The organism is Polyangium mundeleinium (assembly GCF_028369105.1).
GTDB classification, from domain to species: domain Bacteria; phylum Myxococcota_A; class Polyangia; order Polyangiales; family Polyangiaceae; genus Polyangium; species Polyangium mundeleinium.
On record NZ_JAQNDO010000001.1, the window covers coordinates 7,642,940 to 7,660,494 of the forward strand.

At 67.9% G+C, this 17,555-nt stretch carries 13 protein-coding genes; 8 read left to right on the forward strand and 5 right to left on the reverse strand.

Going from position 1 to position 17,555, the window contains the following annotated elements:
* Positions 1-93 precede the first annotated feature (93 nt).
* From POL67_RS30390 to POL67_RS30400, 3 genes are read left to right on the forward strand one after another with little or no spacing between them, the layout of a single operon-like run.
* Entirely contained in the window at positions 94-4,785 is a 4,692-nt protein-coding gene (locus POL67_RS30390; RefSeq protein ID WP_271923448.1) for a hypothetical protein, read from the forward strand.
* Positions 4,751-5,122 (forward strand): type II toxin-antitoxin system PemK/MazF family toxin, encoded by a 372-nt coding sequence (locus POL67_RS30395; RefSeq protein WP_271923450.1) that lies wholly within the window; start codon positions 4,751-4,753, stop codon positions 5,120-5,122. Before POL67_RS30390 ends, POL67_RS30395 begins: the two co-directional genes overlap by 35 nt.
* 48 nt (positions 5,123-5,170) lie before the next feature.
* Positions 5,171-5,668 carry an ArsI/CadI family heavy metal resistance metalloenzyme gene (locus tag POL67_RS30400; RefSeq protein WP_271923452.1) on the forward strand — a complete coding sequence of 166 codons (498 nt, stop codon included), beginning with the start codon at positions 5,171-5,173 and terminating at the stop codon, positions 5,666-5,668.
* A gap of 24 nt (positions 5,669-5,692) precedes the next feature.
* On the opposite strand, the gene POL67_RS30405 is transcribed toward POL67_RS30400, so the two are convergent.
* From POL67_RS30405 to POL67_RS30420, 4 genes are all read right to left on the reverse strand, one after another.
* A complete protein-coding gene (locus POL67_RS30405) occupies positions 5,693-6,472 on the reverse strand; it encodes a 3-hydroxybutyrate dehydrogenase (protein WP_271923454.1) in 780 nt (259 codons plus the stop codon).
* Between the two features lie 12 nt (positions 6,473-6,484).
* Positions 6,485-7,783: a polyhydroxyalkanoate depolymerase gene (locus tag POL67_RS30410; protein WP_271923456.1), complete on the reverse strand. Its 1,299-nt coding sequence runs from the start codon at positions 7,781-7,783 to the stop codon at positions 6,485-6,487.
* A gap of 103 nt (positions 7,784-7,886) precedes the next feature.
* Positions 7,887-8,765: a hypothetical protein gene (locus tag POL67_RS30415; RefSeq protein WP_271923458.1), complete on the reverse strand. Its 879-nt coding sequence runs from the start codon at positions 8,763-8,765 to the stop codon at positions 7,887-7,889.
* 71 nt (positions 8,766-8,836) lie between these two features.
* Positions 8,837-9,769 (reverse strand): LysR family transcriptional regulator, encoded by a 933-nt coding sequence (locus POL67_RS30420; RefSeq protein ID WP_271923460.1) that lies wholly within the window; start codon positions 9,767-9,769, stop codon positions 8,837-8,839.
* A 110-nt stretch (positions 9,770-9,879) separates the two neighbouring features.
* Between POL67_RS30420 and POL67_RS30425 the strand changes: the two genes are divergently transcribed.
* The 5 genes from POL67_RS30425 (at position 9,880) to POL67_RS30445 (ending at position 16,548) form a co-directional block, all read left to right on the forward strand.
* Complete coding sequence (locus POL67_RS30425) at positions 9,880-10,632, forward strand: 3-oxoacyl-ACP reductase family protein (protein WP_271923462.1); 753 nt, start codon at positions 9,880-9,882, stop codon at positions 10,630-10,632.
* A gap of 89 nt (positions 10,633-10,721) precedes the next feature.
* The gene (locus POL67_RS30430) at positions 10,722-11,114 is read left to right on the forward strand and encodes a hypothetical protein (RefSeq protein ID WP_271923464.1); all 393 of its coding nucleotides are present in this window, start codon (positions 10,722-10,724) and stop codon (positions 11,112-11,114) included.
* Between the two features lie 15 nt (positions 11,115-11,129).
* Positions 11,130-11,798: a glutathione S-transferase N-terminal domain-containing protein gene (locus POL67_RS30435; RefSeq protein WP_271923466.1), complete on the forward strand. Its 669-nt coding sequence runs from the start codon at positions 11,130-11,132 to the stop codon at positions 11,796-11,798.
* A gap of 218 nt (positions 11,799-12,016) precedes the next feature.
* Positions 12,017-14,821, forward strand: coding sequence for a hypothetical protein (locus POL67_RS30440; protein WP_271923467.1), 2,805 nt, complete (start codon positions 12,017-12,019; stop codon positions 14,819-14,821).
* Positions 14,822-14,874: 53 nt separating this feature from the next.
* The gene (locus POL67_RS30445) at positions 14,875-16,548 is read left to right on the forward strand and encodes an N-acyl-D-amino-acid deacylase family protein (RefSeq protein ID WP_271923469.1); all 1,674 of its coding nucleotides are present in this window, start codon (positions 14,875-14,877) and stop codon (positions 16,546-16,548) included.
* 83 nt (positions 16,549-16,631) lie between these two features.
* On the opposite strand, the gene POL67_RS30450 is transcribed toward POL67_RS30445, so the two are convergent.
* Positions 16,632-17,099, reverse strand: a complete 468-nt coding sequence (locus POL67_RS30450; RefSeq protein WP_271923471.1) for a hypothetical protein — start codon at positions 17,097-17,099, stop codon at positions 16,632-16,634.
* Positions 17,100-17,555 lie beyond the last annotated feature (456 nt).

The window sequence follows — 17,555 nt, forward strand, 5'->3', positions numbered from 1 at the left end:
ACGCTGGCTTACCTGCCGCCAGATGCGAGCGAGATCGGCGCCTGCCTCGGTTCGAAGGCCCGGGGCGGGCCAACATCCTGCGAGGAAACTGGCATGTCTACGGTTTTGCGCGCGTCCTGCTCCCCCGGGTCCCTGGTTCGATCGCGGCCGCGCACGGCGCGCACGGCCTTGTGGTTCACGCTGGTGAGTGCCTCGCTCGGGTGTACGACCGCAGAGCGGCCCGAGGGCGGCGCGCAGGCGACGGAGGCGCCCCCGAGCCAGGCCCCGGCGTCCGCTGCGGGGCAACTCGGGCTCGGCGATGTCATGCGACGCGTCCATTTCGCGTTTCGCCCCGAAGGAGATTCGTTCCGCGGGGGCCACACGACGTATGCCGTACGCGCGGATGCGCGCTCGTTCGAGGTCGCGCCGTACCAACCCACTGAGGAGGACTCAGGGCGCGATGCGGTGAAAGGCGCCGCGTTCGTCGCCACCCTGACGTCGATCGAGCGCGGCGGCGTATCCTTGCAGGGCGCGCGCGACGCGCGAGCGGACCTCGATCCGAGCGCGCGTGTCGCCATCACGCACGGCGACGTGGTCGAGCACCTCGAAAACACCGAGCAGGGCGTCGAGCAGAGCTTCTCGTTCGCGAAAAAGCCCGAGGGTCGCGGGGATCTCGAGGTCCGGATCGCGGTCTCGGGGGAGATCTTCACGAAAGAAACCGAGACGGGGCTTCATTTCGTCGATCCGGCGACGGGGCTCGGCGTGCGTTATGGCGTCGCGACGTGGATCGACGCTCGCGGGCAAAAAACTTCGGTGCCCGTCGATTTCGAGGCGGGGCACATCGTCTTGCGGGTCCCGGAGCGGGCGCTCGACGAAGGCGCGTTTCCAGCCGTCCTCGACCCGGTCATCGGGCCCGAGTTCGGAATCGATGGGGTCATCCAGGGTGGCGCAGCCGGGACCCAAACGGAGTCGGCCGTCGCCTACGGCGGCGGGAACTACCTCGTCGTCTGGCGTGACGCGCGCACGGGCACGGATGATCTCTATGGTGTTCGCGTCTCGAGCACAGGGACGATCCTCGATACCTCCGGCATCGTGATCTCCAATGCAGCCGGCATCCAGCAGAAGCCCGACATCGCCTTCGATGGGACGAACTGGATGGTCACGTGGACCGACCAGCGGCAAGACGCCCAGGGGGACATCTACGCCGCGCGCGTGAGCAGCAGCGGCGCCGTGCTCGATCCCGACGGGATCCCGGTCGCCACGGTGAGCGCGATGGGTGGGGAGGGGCCGGCGGCCGTCGCGTTCGGCAGCACGCACCACCTCGTCGCCTACAGGCGCAGCTACGGTCTTTATGGTCGTTTGATCGCGCCCGATGGGACGATGACCCCGGAGTTCACGTTCGCGTCCAGCAATACCTACATCGACGACATCAGCATCGCGTTCAACGGGGCGAACTATCTGGTGGTGTTCGACAACCTCAACGCGAGCACGAGCTACGTCCACGGCCGCCGCGTCTCGCCCTCGGGCACGGTGCTCGACGCGTCGAACCTCACGATTTGCTCCTATTGCACGACGAGCGACCTCGACGTCGCCTCCGATGGCACGAACTGGTTCGCCGTGTGGCGGGACAGCGGCATCTATGGCCAGCGCATCACGAATGCGGGTGCGATCCTCGATACGAGCTCCGGCAAGTACCTCGCGGAGTCGAGCTCCGCCCTCTCGGTGGCCTTCGCAGGCAATGGCTATGGCGTGTTCGGGACGACGAGCAACGAAATTTACGGTCTGTTCGTCGATTCGCTCGGCAACGTGACGATCCCGAAGACGGCCCTCATCGCCGAGCCCGGCTCGAGCTCGATGGCGGCGGCGGCGCACGACGGGACGAACTTCTTCCTCGCCTTCACGGATACCCGGCAGGCGAGCTCCGCCAACCCGTCGGACGTCTTCGGGCTGCGCGTCTCGAACACGTTCACCAAGGTCGACGCGACGAGCCAGCTCCTCTCCCGCGCGGCGAACGCGCAAGCGCGCCCCGCCGTGGCCTACAACGGGACGAATTACCTCGCGGTCTGGGAGGACCGACGTCCGGGCACGACGACGGACATCTATGGGGCGCGGTTGACGACGAGCGGCGCGGTGCTCGATCCGAGCGGGATCGCGATTTCGCAGGCCACGGGCAGCGAATACTCTCCCTCGGTCGCCTCGCTCGGCACCGATTGGCTCGTCGCCTGGACCGATGGCCGCGCCGGCAACGACGACGTCTACGCCACGCGCGTCAGCGGCACCGGGAGCGCGCTCGATCCGTCGGGGCTGCCGATCGCGACTGCCACCGGCAGCCAGAGCACGCCCGCGGTCTCGTCGGATGGAACGAACTGGCTCGTCACATGGCAAGACGCCGTGAATGCCGAGATCTGGGCGAGCCGCGTCTCCCCGGCCGCGACGGTGCTCGATGGCTCGGGTATTCAAATTTCGACGGGCGGCGGCTCATCGCCCGCGGTGGCCTACAATGGGACGAACTACCTCGTCGCCTGGTCGAGGCCCGGGGCGATGGGGTACGACGTCGCGGCAGCGCGCCTGACGCCGGCCGGCGCCGTGCTCGACACGGGCAACTTCGCCATCAACGTCGCTGCCACCTCCGCGCCCGAGTACGAGCCCTCCGTCACGTCGAATGGCGTCGAATGGCTGGTCGCGTGGTACACGAGCAGCGACGTTCGTGGCGCGCGGGTGGGTAGCACCGGCGCCGTGCTCGATCCCATGGGGATCGGCATCTCCACGGCGGCGAACACGCAACGCACGGCGCGAGCGGTCTGGGACGGCACGCAATACTGGGTCGTTTGGCAAGACGACCGCGCGGTGAGCGGCCGCCAGGACATCTACGGCGCGCGCCTCACGCCCGGCGGGGTCGTGACGGACACGACGGGCATCGTCCTCGCGAATGATCCGGCGCAAAACGAGCTCACCCCCGCGATCGCCGCGGGCCCCTCCAAGGAGGCGCTGCTCGTCTACCAGCGCTTCGACACGGCGCAGCCTCATGGCGCCGATCGGGTCTGGGCCCGCCTCGTCTCGGATCCGACGCTCGGCGTGAACGGCGTCTCCTGCCAGACCGGCGCCCAGTGCGCGAGCGGATCGTGCGTCGACGGGGTCTGCTGCGACACGGGGTGCAATGGCGCCTGCGTGGCCTGCACGGCGACGAAGAAGGGTGGCGGCCTCGACGGCGAATGTGGCCCCATCACGATGGGCTCGGACCCGGACAACGAGTGCGCGAACCAGGCCGCGAGCTCCTGCGGCACGACGGGGAGCTGCAATGGCGCGGGCGCCTGCCAGCTCCACGCGCAGGGCACGCCATGCGGAGCGGTCTGCGTGGGGGATTCCGCGCAGTCGAACACGTGTAATGGAATGGGCACGTGCGCAGCCGCAGGGACCGCCACGAGCTGCGCGCCGTATGCCTGCGTGGCGGGGGCGTGCAACACGACCTGCACGGCGAACGCCGATTGCACGGCGGGCAACGTGTGCGTCGGCGGCGTCTGCGGCGAGCTCGAGCCGAACGGCGCCGCCTGCACGAGCGACGTCTGGTGCCAATCAGGCGCTTGCGTCGACGGCGTCTGCTGCAACACGGCCTGCACCGGCCTTTGCGAGGCGTGCACCACGGCGAAAAAGGGCGCCGGCGCGAACGGCGTGTGCGGGCCCATCGCGAGCGGGACGGATCCCGAGAATGAATGCGCGCTCGAAGCTGCCGGGAGCTGCGGGCAAAATGGCCAATGCAATGGCGCGGGGGCCTGCCAGCTTCATGCGCAGGGGACCTCCTGCGGGGCCTCGCTTTGCCAGGGGACCATCGTCAAGGGGCAGATCTGCGATGGCATGGGCCAGTGCGTGTCCGACCCGGCGGGGAAGGAGTGCGCGCCTTACGTTTGCTCGGCGGGATCGTGCAAGAATCCGTGCGCGAACGACAACGAATGCCTGTCCGGCACCCTTTGCATCGGCGGCGCCTGCAAGCCCCCGGGGATGCCCGGCGTCCCCTGCTCGACCGGCGCCGCGTGCAGCTCGGGCTTCTGCGTCGACGGCGTCTGCTGCGACACGGCCTGCGAGGGCTCCTGCGAGGCCTGCACGGCCGCCAAGAAAGGCCAGGGGGCCGACGGGCAATGCCAGCCCATCAAGATGGGCACGGATCCCGACGACGAGTGCGCGGCGCAGCCGCCTTCGAGCTGCGGGCTCGACGGGCAATGCAACGGGGCCGGCGATTGCGCGATGTATGCGGCGGGCACGCCGTGCGCGGCGGGCTCCTGCGAGGGAACCACGCAGACGAACCCCTCGCAATGCGATGGGAGCGGGACGTGCGCCCCGGGCACGCAGGCGAGCTGCGTGGAAGGATATGCATGCGTCGCGAACAAATGCGCCACGAGCTGCACGGACGACACGGCGTGCGCCCCGGGCTACGTGTGCAATGTCGCGATGAAATGGTGTGAGCCCATGGCCCAGGCAGGATCGAGCAGCAGCTCCGGTACCGGCGGCGGCGCGAGCAGCTCCAGCGCCGGCGGCTCCAATCCCGGCGCGGGCGGCTCGAATCCTGGCGCGGGCGGCTCGAATCCTGGCGCGGGCGGCGCGGGCGGCGTCGGCGGCGATTCTTCCGGCTCCGGCGGGCGTGATTCCACGGGTGATGAGGGTTGCGGATGCAAGGTCGCGGGCGCGCCCCGCGCGGAGTCCCTCGCGCCGAGCGCGCTGATCGCATGGGCCCTGGGCATCGTTTTGCGCAGGCGCGTACGCAGGAACAGGAAGGGGCATGGGTACGGGTCCAGCGCCGATCAATCGAGGTGACTTATTCTGGATCGAACCGGATGCATCCCGCGGGTCCGTCCCGGGTTACTTTCATCCGCATGTGGTGGTGCAGGACGATCTCTTCAACCATTCGCGCATCCATACCGTGGTCGTATGTGCATTGACGTCGAACTTGCACCGCGCCCACGAGCCCGGAAACGTGCTGCTCGACGAGGGTGAAGGCAACCTGCCCAAGCGGAGCGTCGTGGTCGTGTCGCAAATCTCTTCGGTGGAGAAGGCACGCCTCGGCGAGCGCATCGGGGCGCTCTCCGACGAGCGGGTGGAGCAGATTCTCGCGGGCCTGCGATTTCAGCAAACGTCGTTCTTCCATCGGTAGCTCCCCTCCCCTTGTGGGGTCGACAATGGTAGGAGCAAGGAGACGCCCATGAACGTCCTCAAGCCTCACGTGTCGTTGAACGTCACCAACATCGACCAATCCGTCGCCTTTTACGAGAAAGCGTTCGGCGTCGCAGCGACGAAGCGGCGTCCCGGATATGCGAAGTTCGATCTGGAGGTCCCCTTGCTCAACCTGACGATGCAGGAGGCTCCCCGCACGGGCGTCAATGCCAGCCATTTCGGCGTCCAGGTCGCGAGCACGGACGACGTCGTGGAGGCAAAGGCTCGCTTCGAGGCCGCGGGCCTCCGGACGATGACGGAGGAAGAAACGTCCTGCTGTTATGCGGTGCAGGACAAGGTGTGGATCGAGGATCCGGACGGGAACTCCTGGGAGGTGTTCGTCGTGAAGGCGGACGCCGCCGTCATGGGTGCGTCTCCGGCCCTGAACAAGGACACGAGCGCGTCCTCCACGCCCGTCGGCCTCTCGCAAAAGCCGGACGTGAAGCCTTCGGCGTCGTCTTGTTGTGGTCCGAAGACGGCCGAGTGATCCGCGAGGGTCGTGACGCCCGGCTTACTGCGCCGTCCAGCCGCCGTCCATCGTCCACGCGACGCCACGCACCTGTGACGCCGCTTCACCACAAAGAAATGCCACGAGCTCGGCGAGCCGCTCCGGCGTCACGAATTCGCTGGAGGGCTGCTTTTCAGCGAGCAACGAGCGTTTCGCCTCGTCGATCGAGATCCCGTCGCGCGCGGCCCTGTCGTCGACCTGCTTTTGCACGAGCGGCGTCAACACCCAGCCGGGGCATATCGCGTTGCACGTGACGTTGATGCGCGCCGTCTCCAGCGCCGTCACCTTCGTCAAGCCCACGAGGCCGTGCTTCGCCGCCACATAGGCCGCTTTCCCGGCCGAGGCGACGAGACCGTGCACGGACGCGACATTCACGATGCGGCCGAAGTTCTTTTCTTTCATGCGCGGCAGGACGAGCCGCGTCGTATGAAAGGCCGACGTCAGGTTGATCGCGAGGATCGCGTCCCACTTGTCGACGGGGAACTCGTCGACGTTCGCCACGTGCTGGATCCCCGCGTTGTTCACGAGCAGGTCGATCCCGCCGAACTCCGCGTTCGCGTGCGCGACGAGCCTTTCGATGTCCGCCGCGAGGCTCAGGTCGGCGCCGAAGTAGCCGACGCGCACGCCCGTATCGGCGCGCTTCGACACGGACGCGCGGGCCTCCTCGACGGCGCCGAAGCCGTTCAGGATCACGTTCGCGCCCCGCGCGGCAAGGGTCTCTGCGATCGCGAGGCCGATGCCGCTGGTCGAACCCGTGACGAGCGCCGTCTTGCCGTGGAACATCGGCCTTCCTCGTCAGCCGCCGTTCGCGCGGATGAAGTCGCGTACCTTCGGATAGACGTGCTCCCGCCACTTCCGGCCCGAGAAAATGCCGTAATGACCGGCGCCCTCGGCCACGTGGTGCTGCCGCTTCGCCGCGGGAACGCCCGCGCAGAGCGCGTGCGCCGCCTCCGTTTGTCCGAGGCCGGAGATGTCGTCTCTTTCGCCTTCGATGGTGAAGATCGCCGTGTTCTTGATCGCCGCCGGATTCACGCGCACGCCGCGCACGTCCCATACCCCGCGGGCGAGGGCGAACTCCTGGAACACGACCCTCACCGTCTCCAGGTAATACGCGGCGTCCATGTCGAGGACCGCGTTGTACTCGTCGTAAAACCGCTCGTGCGTCTCGCGCGCGGCAGCGCCGGACTCACCTTTGTGCGCGTCGATCCAGTAGCGGAAGCTGGCCTTCCAGTGGTTCGTCGGGTTCATCATCACGAACGCCGTGAGCTGGAGGAACCCGGGATAGACCCGCCGCCCCTTGCCCGCGTAGGGACCAGGGACCTTGTGAATCATGTTTTTCTCGAACCACGAATACGGGTGCCGCGTCGCGAGCAGGTTCACCTCGGTCGGGCTCTTGCGCGCGTCGATGGGCCCGCCCATGAGCGTGAGCGAGCGCGGCGTCTCCTCGCCCGCCTGCGCGAGCAGCGAAACGGCGCCGAGGACGGGGACTGTCGGCTGACAAACGGACACGACGTGGACCGAGCCGGCCCCGAGCAAACGCAAGAAGCGCATGACGGTGTGCACGTAATCGTCGAGATGGAAAATTCCCTCCGTGAGCGGCACGTCGCGCGCATCGAGCCAATCGGTGACGTACACGTCGTGGTCCTGGAGCAGCGTGCGGATCGTCTCGCGGAGCAGCGTGGAATGGTGTCCGGAGAGCGGCGCGCAGACGAAGACCTTGGGATCGGCCGCGAGGCGGCGCGCGACCTCGGGCTCCTCGGATCGACGCACGAAATGAAGGAGCTTGCAGAATGGCTCGGCGACGACGACCTCCTCGGCGACGGAGACGGTGACGCCGCGGGCCTTGACCTCGTCGATCCCCCAGGGTTGCTTGGGGTACCGCTTGCCGAGGCGGTGGAAGAGGGCCTGGCTCGCGCCGAGCGCCCGCACGTGGGGCAACTTCGACAGGGGATTGCTCGGGTGCCGGAGCGCCTCGGCCGAGACGCCGGCGATGTGCGCGAGCGGCTCGAGCAGCGTCCGCTGCAGCTCGTAGAGGTGGTAGATCTTCGGCGGCCTGAGGTACTGCGCGGCGGAGGAGAGGAGCGGAGGGCGCACGACTTGTTGCACCGCAACATAACTCGACCGTCGTGAAGATCAAGGACTTTCTGGCCCTACGGACCGTTTGTGTTGCGGCGCAGCAGGAGGGCGAGCCTCTCCTTCACTTGCAGATCCGGACCACGCGAGCCTGCATGTCCCAGGTGTGCTGCTGCTGGAAGTTGTCGGTGTGGATCACCTGGGCGTCGATCTCGAAATCCACCAAGCCATTCGGCTGGATCTCGAAGGTGTTCACCTGGAGGTTCTGGATCGACATCTGCTTGTTGGGGCCCGCGAGCGACTTCACCTCGCCGCTCCCGAGCAGGGCGAAACGAATCACTTCGAAGCCCTGCTGCCAGACGACGTCGGCCCACGGCGCGCCGTACGTCGCGGTTTCGGCATAACAGCCGTACACCGTCCAGCCGCCGCTGCATTTGCAGCCCTTGCAATCTTCAGCGAGCTGGCCGTCGACGTCGCGATGCGCGAATCGCTCGCCCAGGGGGCCGCACGAGACGCACACGGATTCCATTCCGACGTCCGCCTTGCACTCCTCGGCGTAATCGCAGGTCTGGGTCGGGACGAACGCCCACCCGGTGCTCGGATTCCAGCACTGATAGCCGGCAATCTGACGAAACGATTGCTTGTCGAGCTCGGTATCCGTCTTGTACTGGCAAGACGCCATCTGCTGCTCGCAACCGCCGGCGCCACCGCTGCCGCCGCCGGCACCACCGCTGCCGCCGATTCCACCGCCGCCGCCGGCACCACCGCCGCTGCCGCCCTCGCCAGCACTGCCGCCGGTCCCTGGACCGATGCCGCCGCCGCCGCCCGTTCCCGGGCCGCTGCTGCTCACGCTGCTGCCCATCCCGCCCGCGCCGCCTTGGCCGGTTCCCCCGCCGCCGGATCCGGGGCCAGGCGGCGCATCCGGCCCGCAAGCCGCCGAGACAACGGAGAGGAGCGTCGAAACGAAAAACCAGGGGCGCGAAGAACGAAGAAGCGTCGTCATATTTTCCTGCGATCCAGAATGCGAGCACAGAAGCCGACTCCGAGCGCGAGGGAGTTGCGTCGGAATCTTGCTCAAGTGCCGAGGCTCCCCGCGAATCGCTCGGCCAGATGATCCCGGCGGAAGGCCTCGACGAGGTAGTCGATGAACGCCCGCGTTTTCGAGGGCAGGAGCGTGCGATTCGCGCAATAAAGCGAGATCGGCCCGGCGTCGGCATACCAGCGCGGCACGAGCCGCACGAGCGCGCCGCTCTCCAGGTACGGCAGCGCATCGGGCACCGCAATCAGCGTGACGCCGAGCCCCAGCACTGCCGCGCGACACATCGCCGCAGGATCGTTCAGCACGATCGTCTCCGCTGGTCGCGCCGGCACTTCCTCGCCGGCGGCGTTTCGCATCACCCACTGCCGCACCCGGCCCGTGCGCAGGGACCGCATCACGATCCCGTCGAGATCCGCAAGCCCCTCCGGATCCGCGGGCTTCGTGCGGCCTTTCATGTACGCGGGCGACGCGACCGCGATGATGTGCGCGGGCGCGAGCACACGCGAGACCACGCCCGGCGAGAGCTCGATCCCGCCGCCGATCGCCGCGTCGTACCCCTCCGCGATCAGATCGACTTGCCGGTTCTCGAAATGCCAATCGACGCGGATGCGTGGATAGCGCGCGAGGAAGGCCGGGAGCAGCGGCACGATGTACTGAATCCCGAACGTCGGGCTCATGCTGACCTTGAGGACCCCCGCGGGCTCGCCTCCGCCCGCCGTAACGTCGACGATCGCGGCCTGGAGCTCCTCCAGGTTGCCTCGGATGGCATGCAGGAATCGCTCGCCGGCCTCGGTCAGCGTCAGCTTTCGTGTGCTCCGCTGGAACAGCCGCACGCCGAGGTTGCCCTCCAGCATGGCCACGTTCCGGCTGACCGCCGCCGGCGTCAGCGAGAGCCGGCGCGCCGCCGCCGAGAAGCTCCCATGCTCCGCGCTGCGAACGAACGATTCGAGGTTGACGAGCGTCTCCATGCCCTGACCTTCAACGAACAATTGAAAATAAAACCAACGACTTCTGCCTAATCATGAATCAATCCGCGTGCGATATCTACCCCCGTCAACGCTTCACGGAGTGATTCGAGATGACCCCCACGACCTTCCCCCTCGCCAGCAAAGTTGCCCTCGTCACCGGCGGTTCGCGCTCGATCGGCGCGGCCATCGCCAAGCGCCTCGCGAGCGACGGCGCGGCCGTCGCCATCACCTACAGCGCCTCGCCCGAAAAGGCGAGAGAGGTCGTTCATTCGATCGAGGCCGCCGGCGGGCGGGCGATCGCGATCCAGGCCGACGCGGGTGATCCGGACGCGGTGCGTGCCGCCGTGCGAAAGACGGTCGAGATGTTCGACGGGATCAACATCCTCGTCAACAACGCTGGCATCAGCATCCTCGGCGCCGTCGACGAGATCACGTTCGAGGATTACCAGCGGATGATCGCGGTGAACATCACCGGCGTGTTCGTCGCGACGCAGGAAGCGGTGCGGTACATGAAGCCCGGCGGCCGGATCCTCCACATCGGCAGCTCGATGGCGCGTTATGCCGCGTTCCCGACCGCCTCTGTCTACACGCTCACGAAGGGCGCGGTGGCCGGCTTCAACCGCAGCCTCGTGCGAGATCTCGGGCCGCGGGGCATCACCGTGAACACGGTGCATCCCGGCCCGACCGATACCGACATGAACCCGGCCACGGGCCCCGTCTCCAAGATCGTCGGCCCGGGCCTCGCGGTCGGTCGTTATGGTCGCCCCGAGGAGATCGCCAGCGCCGTCGCGTATCTCGCGAGCCCCGAAGCCGCCTTCATCACGGGCGCCGAGCTCATGGCCGACGGCGGGTTCACGGCCTGATTCCTTCCCTCTCACTTCCTCCCTATCCAACCCCCGAAGATCCGTGTAGAGTCCCCCATCGGGGCGTGGGTTGACCGGCGTGGGGGAACATGGACATTCTCGTCGTTCTCGCTTTTCTGGTCTTCGTGTTTGGCGTGTACACGTTCATCACGCGCCTGCGACGCAAGGAGATCCCCGAGGAGACGCGACAGCTCGGAGCACAAATCGGACGCGCGGCGCACGGGGCCATCCCGGTGCCGGGATTGATGGGACAGGCGCCCGCCGATTACATGCCCACCGAGCCCTGGCGCGAGACGATCGGGCCGCCCGACGATCACACGCTCGTGGTCGACGCGGCGGGGCGACCCGTGACGTACGAGCCTCCGGCCGCGCCCGGGGACCTGGGCCCCTACCGGGATCCGGCGGTGGTGCTGGTCTCGACCGCCGAACCCAGGCCCAGGCGCCGAAAGAAAAAGCAAAGGCGCCCCCAGCAGGAAGCGTGACGCGGAGAGCATCCCATGACGATTCTCCTCTACGACCTCGTCGCCCAGGGTGATCGACGCCCGAGCCCCTTCTGCTTTCGGACCAAGCTCGCCCTCGCGCACAAGCGCCTCGCATTCGAGACGGCGCCCGTGGCGATGACCGACATCCAGGCCCTCGAAGGCGGCGCTTTCAAGACGGTGCCGATCCTGAAAGACGGGGCGCACGTCGTGGGGGATTCGTGGGCCATCGCCGATTACCTCGATCAGGCCTACCCCGATCGGCCGCCGCTCTTTCATTCGCCGGAGGAGCGTGGCCTCTGCCGATTCCTCGATGCCTGGTTGTACACCAGCGTGCTCCTTCCGATTGTGCGATTCTACGTGAAGGACATCCACGACCTCCTCCTCGAAAAGGATCACGCCTATTTCCGCGCGAGCCGCGAGGCGAGGCTCGGGTGCACGCTGGAGGAGGCCGCCGCCGGCCGCGAGGCGCGGCTCGACGTGATGCGCGCGGGCTTCGATCCGGCGCGGCTCACACTCACCCACCAGGGCCAGCCGTTCCTCTCGGGGCAAAACCCGGGGTATGCCGATTTCATGCTGGCCGGCGTCTTGTTGTGGGTCGAGACCATCGGCACCGTGCCGCTGCTCGTGGACGGTGATCCCCTGGTGACCTACCTGGAACGTGTCCGTGCTCCCTTGAAGCGTTGAGACTTACCCGTCGCGGTAATCAGGATCACCCCGACAAAGGTGGGGAAGTCCCTGAGCCGACGTCGGAATTTTGCCTGCAAGCGAGAAGACGGAGTTCCGGCACATCTGGACCTTTACAAATCTGGAAACGCCGGATAAGGTCCCCAAAGTATCCTTTGGACTCATTGCCCGCTGGCGATGAGCCACTCCTTTTCGTGCACGGAGGTCCCATGCCGGTCATGCGCCCCCAGGCGGCGATCCGTCCATTTCGTCGCCCGCTCCTCTCCATTCTCGCCGTTGCGCCCCTCCTCGCGGGCCTCTCGGTGGGCGCTGAGGCGTCCGCCGCGACGCCGTACACGCTTTTCGAAAGCGGGCAAGTCCGGCCCGTCGCGCTCTCGCCAAACAAGAAGTTCTTGTTCGCCGTCAATACGCCGGACAATCGCCTCGAGATCTTCCGCGTGGAGCCCTCCGGCCTCTCCCACCGCGGCTCCGTGCCGGTGGGGCTCGAGCCAGTCGCGGTCGCCGCGCGATCCGACGACGAGATCTGGGTGGTCAATCATCTTTCCGACAGCATCAGCATCGTGAAGATCGGCCCGTTCGGGTACAATGGCAATGTGGTGCGGACGCTGCTCGTCGGCGACGAGCCGCGCGACATCGTGTTCGGCGGTCCCGGCAAGAACCGCGCATTCATCACCACAGCCCATCGCGGCCAGAACGTGCCGTACAATCCGCAGCTCACCACGCCCGGCGTGGGCCGCGCCGACGTGTGGGTCTTCGACGCCGGAAACCTGGGCGCGACGCTCGGCGGCAATCCCCTCTCGATCCTCACGCTCTTCAGCGATACGCCCCGCGCGCTCGCGGTGACGCCCGACGGCTCGCGCGTGTATGCGGCGGCCTTCCACTCCGGCAACCGCACCACGGCCCTGAGCGACCTCGCCGTCCCCGACGGCGGCGAGGCGGCCGGCGGCGTTCCGGGGCCGAACACGAATTTCCAGGGCGTGCCCGCGCCCGAGGTCGGAATCATCGTCAAGCACGACGGCGAGCACTGGAAGGACGTCGTCGGCCGCTCCTGGGACAGCACGGTGCGCTTCTCCCTGCCGGACAAGGACGTGTTCGTGATCGACGCGAACGCAAATCCTCCGCGCCAGCTCTCCGGTTCGTCCGGCTATTACACAGGTGTCGGCACGATCCTCTACAACATGGCCGTGAACCCGGTGAACGGGAAGGTCTACGTCAGCAACACCGAGGCCCGGAACGACCTGCGCTTCGAGGGCCCAGGCACGTACGCGGGCGAGACCTTGCGTGGCCACCTGCACGAGAGCCGGATCACGGTGCTCGGGTCGGGCAACGCGGCGCCGCGCCACCTGAACAAGCACATCGATTACGACGTGTATCCGGCCCCGGCCGCCGTGAACCAGAAGACCCTCTCGCAGCCCGTCGGGATGGCCGTGTCGAGCGACGGCACGAAGCTCTACGTGGCGGCGTTCGCCTCGTCGAAGATCGGCGTGTACAACACGGCCGCGCTGGAGAACGACACGTTCGTGCCGAGCACCGCGAACCAGATCGAGCTCACCGGCGGCGGGCCGACGGGCATGGTGCTCGACGAGGACTGCGGGCGCCTGTACGTGCTCACCCGCTTCGACAATTCGATTGCGGTCGTGAACACCACGACGAAGACGGAAATCGGGCACGTGTCGATGCACAGCCCGGAGCCCGAGAGCGTGGTCCAGGGGCGGGCCTTCCTTTACGACGCGCGCTTGTCGTCGAGCAACGGCGAAGCGGCGTGCGGGAGCTGTCACGTCTTCGGCGATCTGGACAGCCTCGCCTGGGATCTCGGCAATCCCGATGGGACTGTCCTGAACAACCCGGGCCCGTTCGTCCCGGTCAAGCCCGAGCTCGTCCCCGTCTTCGGCACGGATGATCCGCTCTTCGGCCAGAACCCCGACTTCCATCCGATGAAGGGGCCGATGACGACACAAAGCCTGCGCGGCATGTCGAACCACGGGCCGATGCACTGGCGCGGCGACCGGACGGGCGGCAATGACGAGGCCTCGTCGCAGCCGGACGACGGGACCTTCGACGAGGAGGCGGCCTTCAAGAAGTTCAACGGGGCCTTCGTGGACCTGCTCGGCCGCAATGCGACGCTCTCCGCCGAGCAACTGCAGAAGTTCACGGACTTCATCCTCCAGGTCACCTATCCGCCGAACCCGGTCCGCAACCTCGACAACTCGCTCACGTCCTCGCAACAAGCCGGCCGCGATTTCTTCTTCACCCAGAACGTCGCGTCCCAGGGCTCCTGCGAAACGTGCCACCGCGTCGATCCCGGGGCAAACCCTGGCGATGCCTTCCCCGGCTTCTTCGGAACCGCAGGCTTTGGCTCGTTCGACGCGACGACGCAGATCCTCAAGGTCCCGCACCTGCGCAACGCGTACACGAAGGTCGGCATGTTCGGCGCCGCGTTCACGAGCGGCAATCGTCCGCCGGATCCGTTCCTCGGCGACCAGGTCCGCGGCTTCGGCCTCAACCACGACGGGGCCGTGCCCGAGCTCTTCACGTTCGTCAGCGGCTTCGACGAGGTCCCGGCAAACCCGGCCGGCATCCCGAATACGCCGGCGGGCAACCAGGCGAAGCTCGACATGGTGCAATACCAGCTCGCCTTCGAATCGAACATGGCGCCGATCGTGGGCCAACAGGTGACGCTCACCGCGAGCAACCAGGCCGTCACGTCGGGTCGGGTGAATCTGCTCATCGCGCGCGCCGACGCCGGCGAGTGTGATCTCGTCGTCAAGGGCCGGCTCGTGAACGAGATTGGCTTGGTGTACGTCGGCAGCGGGCAATTCCTGGTCGATCGCGCCTCGGTCTCGCCCGTCGCGAGGGCCCTGATGGAGTCGGTCCTGACGGCGGGCGGCAAGGCGATCACGTATACCTGCGCGCCTCCGGGCTCGGGTGTCCGTATGGGCATCGACCGCGATCTCGACGGCTTCCTCGACGGCGACGAGCAAGTCGCAGGCAGCGATCCGGCCGATCCCACGAGCACGCCTTGAGCGCGTGTTGACAACCTCGCGGGGGCCTTCCAAAAGTCGTCCCGGCCCCCGCGATGCCGCGCCTGCAAAAGCTCCTCCTCCCCGCCCTCCCGCTCCTCGTGTGGCTCGCGGCCTGCAGCCCCGCGCCGCCGCCCCTGTCCACGCCGCCGCCTCCCGAAGCGCCGCCGCCCGCGCCGCCGCCGCCGCACACGCTCCCGCTCGCTTCCCCGCCGCCACAAGCGCTGCCGCCGCCGCCCCCGCCTCCGCCGCCGCCGTTCCGCTCCGACGAGGTCTTCCGCCTCGCCGTCCGCGGAGGCCACGTGATCGACGGCTCGGGCGCGCCTCGCCACCGCGCCGATGTCCTCGTCCGCGGCGATCGCATCGCCTTCGTCGGCGACGTCGACCCCTCCGTGCGCGCCGAGCGCACCCTCGACGCCGCGGGCGCCGTCGTCACGCCCGGCTTCATCGACGCCCATTCCCACGGCGCTCCCCTCGGCGACGTCGAATACGCCCTCGCCATGGGCGTCACCACGCTCGTCGTTGGCCAGGACGGCCGCAGCCCGGCCACGCGGATCGGCCCCTGGCTCGCGAAAATCGACGCCGGCAGGCCCCGCGTCCACGTCGCGGCCCTCGTCGGACACGGCACCGTGCGCAGCCTCGTCGGCGCCGCCCTCCAGACGAAGCCGAGGCCCACTGAGCTTCAACGAATGCGGGATCTCGTCGCCCAGGCCCTCCATGACGGCGCCTTTGGCCTCAGCACCGGCCTCGAGTACGATCCGGGCCGCGGCGCCTCGATGGACGAGCTCGTCGCCCTGGCCGAGCCCGTCGGCGCGCGCGGCGGCGTCGTCATGAGCCACCTCCGCAGCGAGGACGACGACCGCGTCGAATCCTCGCTCGACGAGCTCTTCGAGATGTGCCGCAAGGCGAAGGCCCGCGCGCACGTCGCGCATATGAAGATCGTCCTCGGCCGCGGCGCCGCCCGCGCCGAGCGCCTGCTCGCCCACATCGAAAAAGCCCGCGCCGCGGGCCTCTCCGTCACGGCCGACCTGTATCCATACACGGCGAGTTACACCTCGCTCGCCGTCCTTTTCCCCGATTTCGCGCGCCCGCCGTCCTCCTATGCCGACGCGCTGCGGAGCCGCCGCCACGAGCTCGCGGCCTTCCTGCGCGCCCGTGTGGAGAAACGCAATGGCCCCGGGGCAATGCTCTTCGGGACGGGCGCGTTCGCCGGCAGGACACTCGACGAGGTCGCCACATCGCGCCGCATCCCGTTCGAGGACGTCCTCATCGACGTCGGGCCCGACGGCGCCGAGGCCGCTTATTTCGTGATGGACGAAGCCGTCATGGCGCGCCTCTTCACTGATTCCTTCGTCATGGTCGGCACCGACGGCGGCGGCGGCGGCCGGCATCCGCGTGGCTTTGGCGCGTTCGCGCGGGTGATTGAAGAGCTCGTCGAAAAACAACGCCTCGTTTCCCTGGAGGAAGCCGTGCGCAAGATGTCGGATCTGCCCGCCCGCACGCTCGGGCTCGAAGGCGAGCGCGGCTGCGTGCGGGACGGGTGCGGGGCGGATTTGCTGGTGTTTTCGCCGGGGGAGATCCACGAGCGCGCGAGCTTCACGGCGCCGCATCGGCTGGCCGAGGGGATGCGGTTCGTGGTCGTCGGGGGCGTGGTCGAGCGCGAGGGAGGAAAGGCGACGGCGGGTCGCGGGGGACGCGCGCTCCGATTTGCGGGGGCGGAGCGGCGGTAGCAGGAGCGGGAGCGGGAGCGCAAGCGGGAGCGGGAGCGGGAGCGGAAGCGCAAGCGCCTGCGCCTCCCGCTCCGCGCACGCCTTCAGGTTGCCTGTGCCTTCTTCCGCGGCCCGGTGGCCATGAAGTCCACCACCGTTTGCAGCTCGGCGGCCAGGTCGGGCATTCGTTCGCCCATGGACGACAGCACGCCGTAGTACGCGAGGAATGCTTCCCACGCCTCGGACCCCGCCTGCGTGCCGGTGTCCTCGGCGAGTTGCAGGGCGACGCGCAGCTCCTCCTCGATTGGCAGGAGTTGCTTCGTGAGGATGAGGTCGTTCTCGAGCCCTGCGAGCGGGATCGATTTCAGCGAGACGTTGTGCTGCTTCGCCAGATCGATCACCCGCTGGATGTGCGGATCCGCGCCTCTGCGCTGCCGCAGCGTGCGCTTACGATCGTCCACGGTGAGCGTGATCCCGTGCGCCCTGAGCTTCTCCACGATCGTCTTCAGTTGCGCGAGCAACTCGATGTGCTGCTCGGGCGTCAAGAGCGCGTCGCCGACTTTGTTGTCCATGCGTGAAGGTTCCTCGCTTTCAGGGGCAGGTTACTCATCCCTGCTTGGCATTGCGAGCCAGTTGTTGCGAGCATCGCTCTCCCCGGGTTGGCCAAGGATCGACCCCCGCGGGGCGAAGCATCGGCCACCACGGGGCGAAGCATCGGCCACCGCGGGGCGAAGCATCGGCCACCGCGGGGCGAAAGATCGGTCCGCGCGGGGCGAAGCATCGGCCAGCGCGGGGCGAAAGATCGGCCATCACGCGGCGAAGGATCGGCCCGCCATCCGAAATCCCTTGCACGGTTTCATCCTGGCCATGCACAAGGATCGACGGGAAGAACGCATGCCCCCCGCCGCCGCCGCGCCCGAAGCCGGCTCCGGGGAAGGACGCAGCGAAGGCGCAGCCCGAAGAGAAGAAGGAAGCGGCGCCGGCCCAGGCGTCCGAGGGCTCGAAGCCTCCGCCGGTTCAAAAAGACG

What these genes read in the sequence shown, in the direction of transcription:
- POL67_RS30450 (WP_271923471.1), bottom strand. Translation starts at nt 17,099, where the DNA reads ATGGACAACAAAGTCGGCGACGCGCTCTTGACGCCCGAGCAGCACATC.
- POL67_RS30395 (WP_271923450.1), top strand. Translation starts at nt 4,751, where the DNA reads ATGGGTACGGGTCCAGCGCCGATCAATCGAGGTGACTTATTCTGGATC.
- POL67_RS30440 (WP_271923467.1), top strand. Translation starts at nt 12,017, where the DNA reads ATGCGCCCCCAGGCGGCGATCCGTCCATTTCGTCGCCCGCTCCTCTCC.
- POL67_RS30425 (WP_271923462.1), top strand. Translation starts at nt 9,880, where the DNA reads ATGACCCCCACGACCTTCCCCCTCGCCAGCAAAGTTGCCCTCGTCACC.
- POL67_RS30420 (WP_271923460.1), bottom strand. Translation starts at nt 9,769, where the DNA reads ATGGAGACGCTCGTCAACCTCGAATCGTTCGTTCGCAGCGCGGAGCAT.
- POL67_RS30405 (WP_271923454.1), bottom strand. Translation starts at nt 6,472, where the DNA reads ATGTTCCACGGCAAGACGGCGCTCGTCACGGGTTCGACCAGCGGCATC.
- POL67_RS30445 (WP_271923469.1), top strand. Translation starts at nt 14,875, where the DNA reads ATGCCGCGCCTGCAAAAGCTCCTCCTCCCCGCCCTCCCGCTCCTCGTG.
- POL67_RS30390 (WP_271923448.1), top strand. Translation starts at nt 94, where the DNA reads ATGTCTACGGTTTTGCGCGCGTCCTGCTCCCCCGGGTCCCTGGTTCGA.
- POL67_RS30435 (WP_271923466.1), top strand. Translation starts at nt 11,130, where the DNA reads ATGACGATTCTCCTCTACGACCTCGTCGCCCAGGGTGATCGACGCCCG.
- POL67_RS30400 (WP_271923452.1), top strand. Translation starts at nt 5,171, where the DNA reads ATGAACGTCCTCAAGCCTCACGTGTCGTTGAACGTCACCAACATCGAC.
- POL67_RS30430 (WP_271923464.1), top strand. Translation starts at nt 10,722, where the DNA reads ATGGACATTCTCGTCGTTCTCGCTTTTCTGGTCTTCGTGTTTGGCGTG.
- POL67_RS30415 (WP_271923458.1), bottom strand. Translation starts at nt 8,765, where the DNA reads ATGACGACGCTTCTTCGTTCTTCGCGCCCCTGGTTTTTCGTTTCGACG.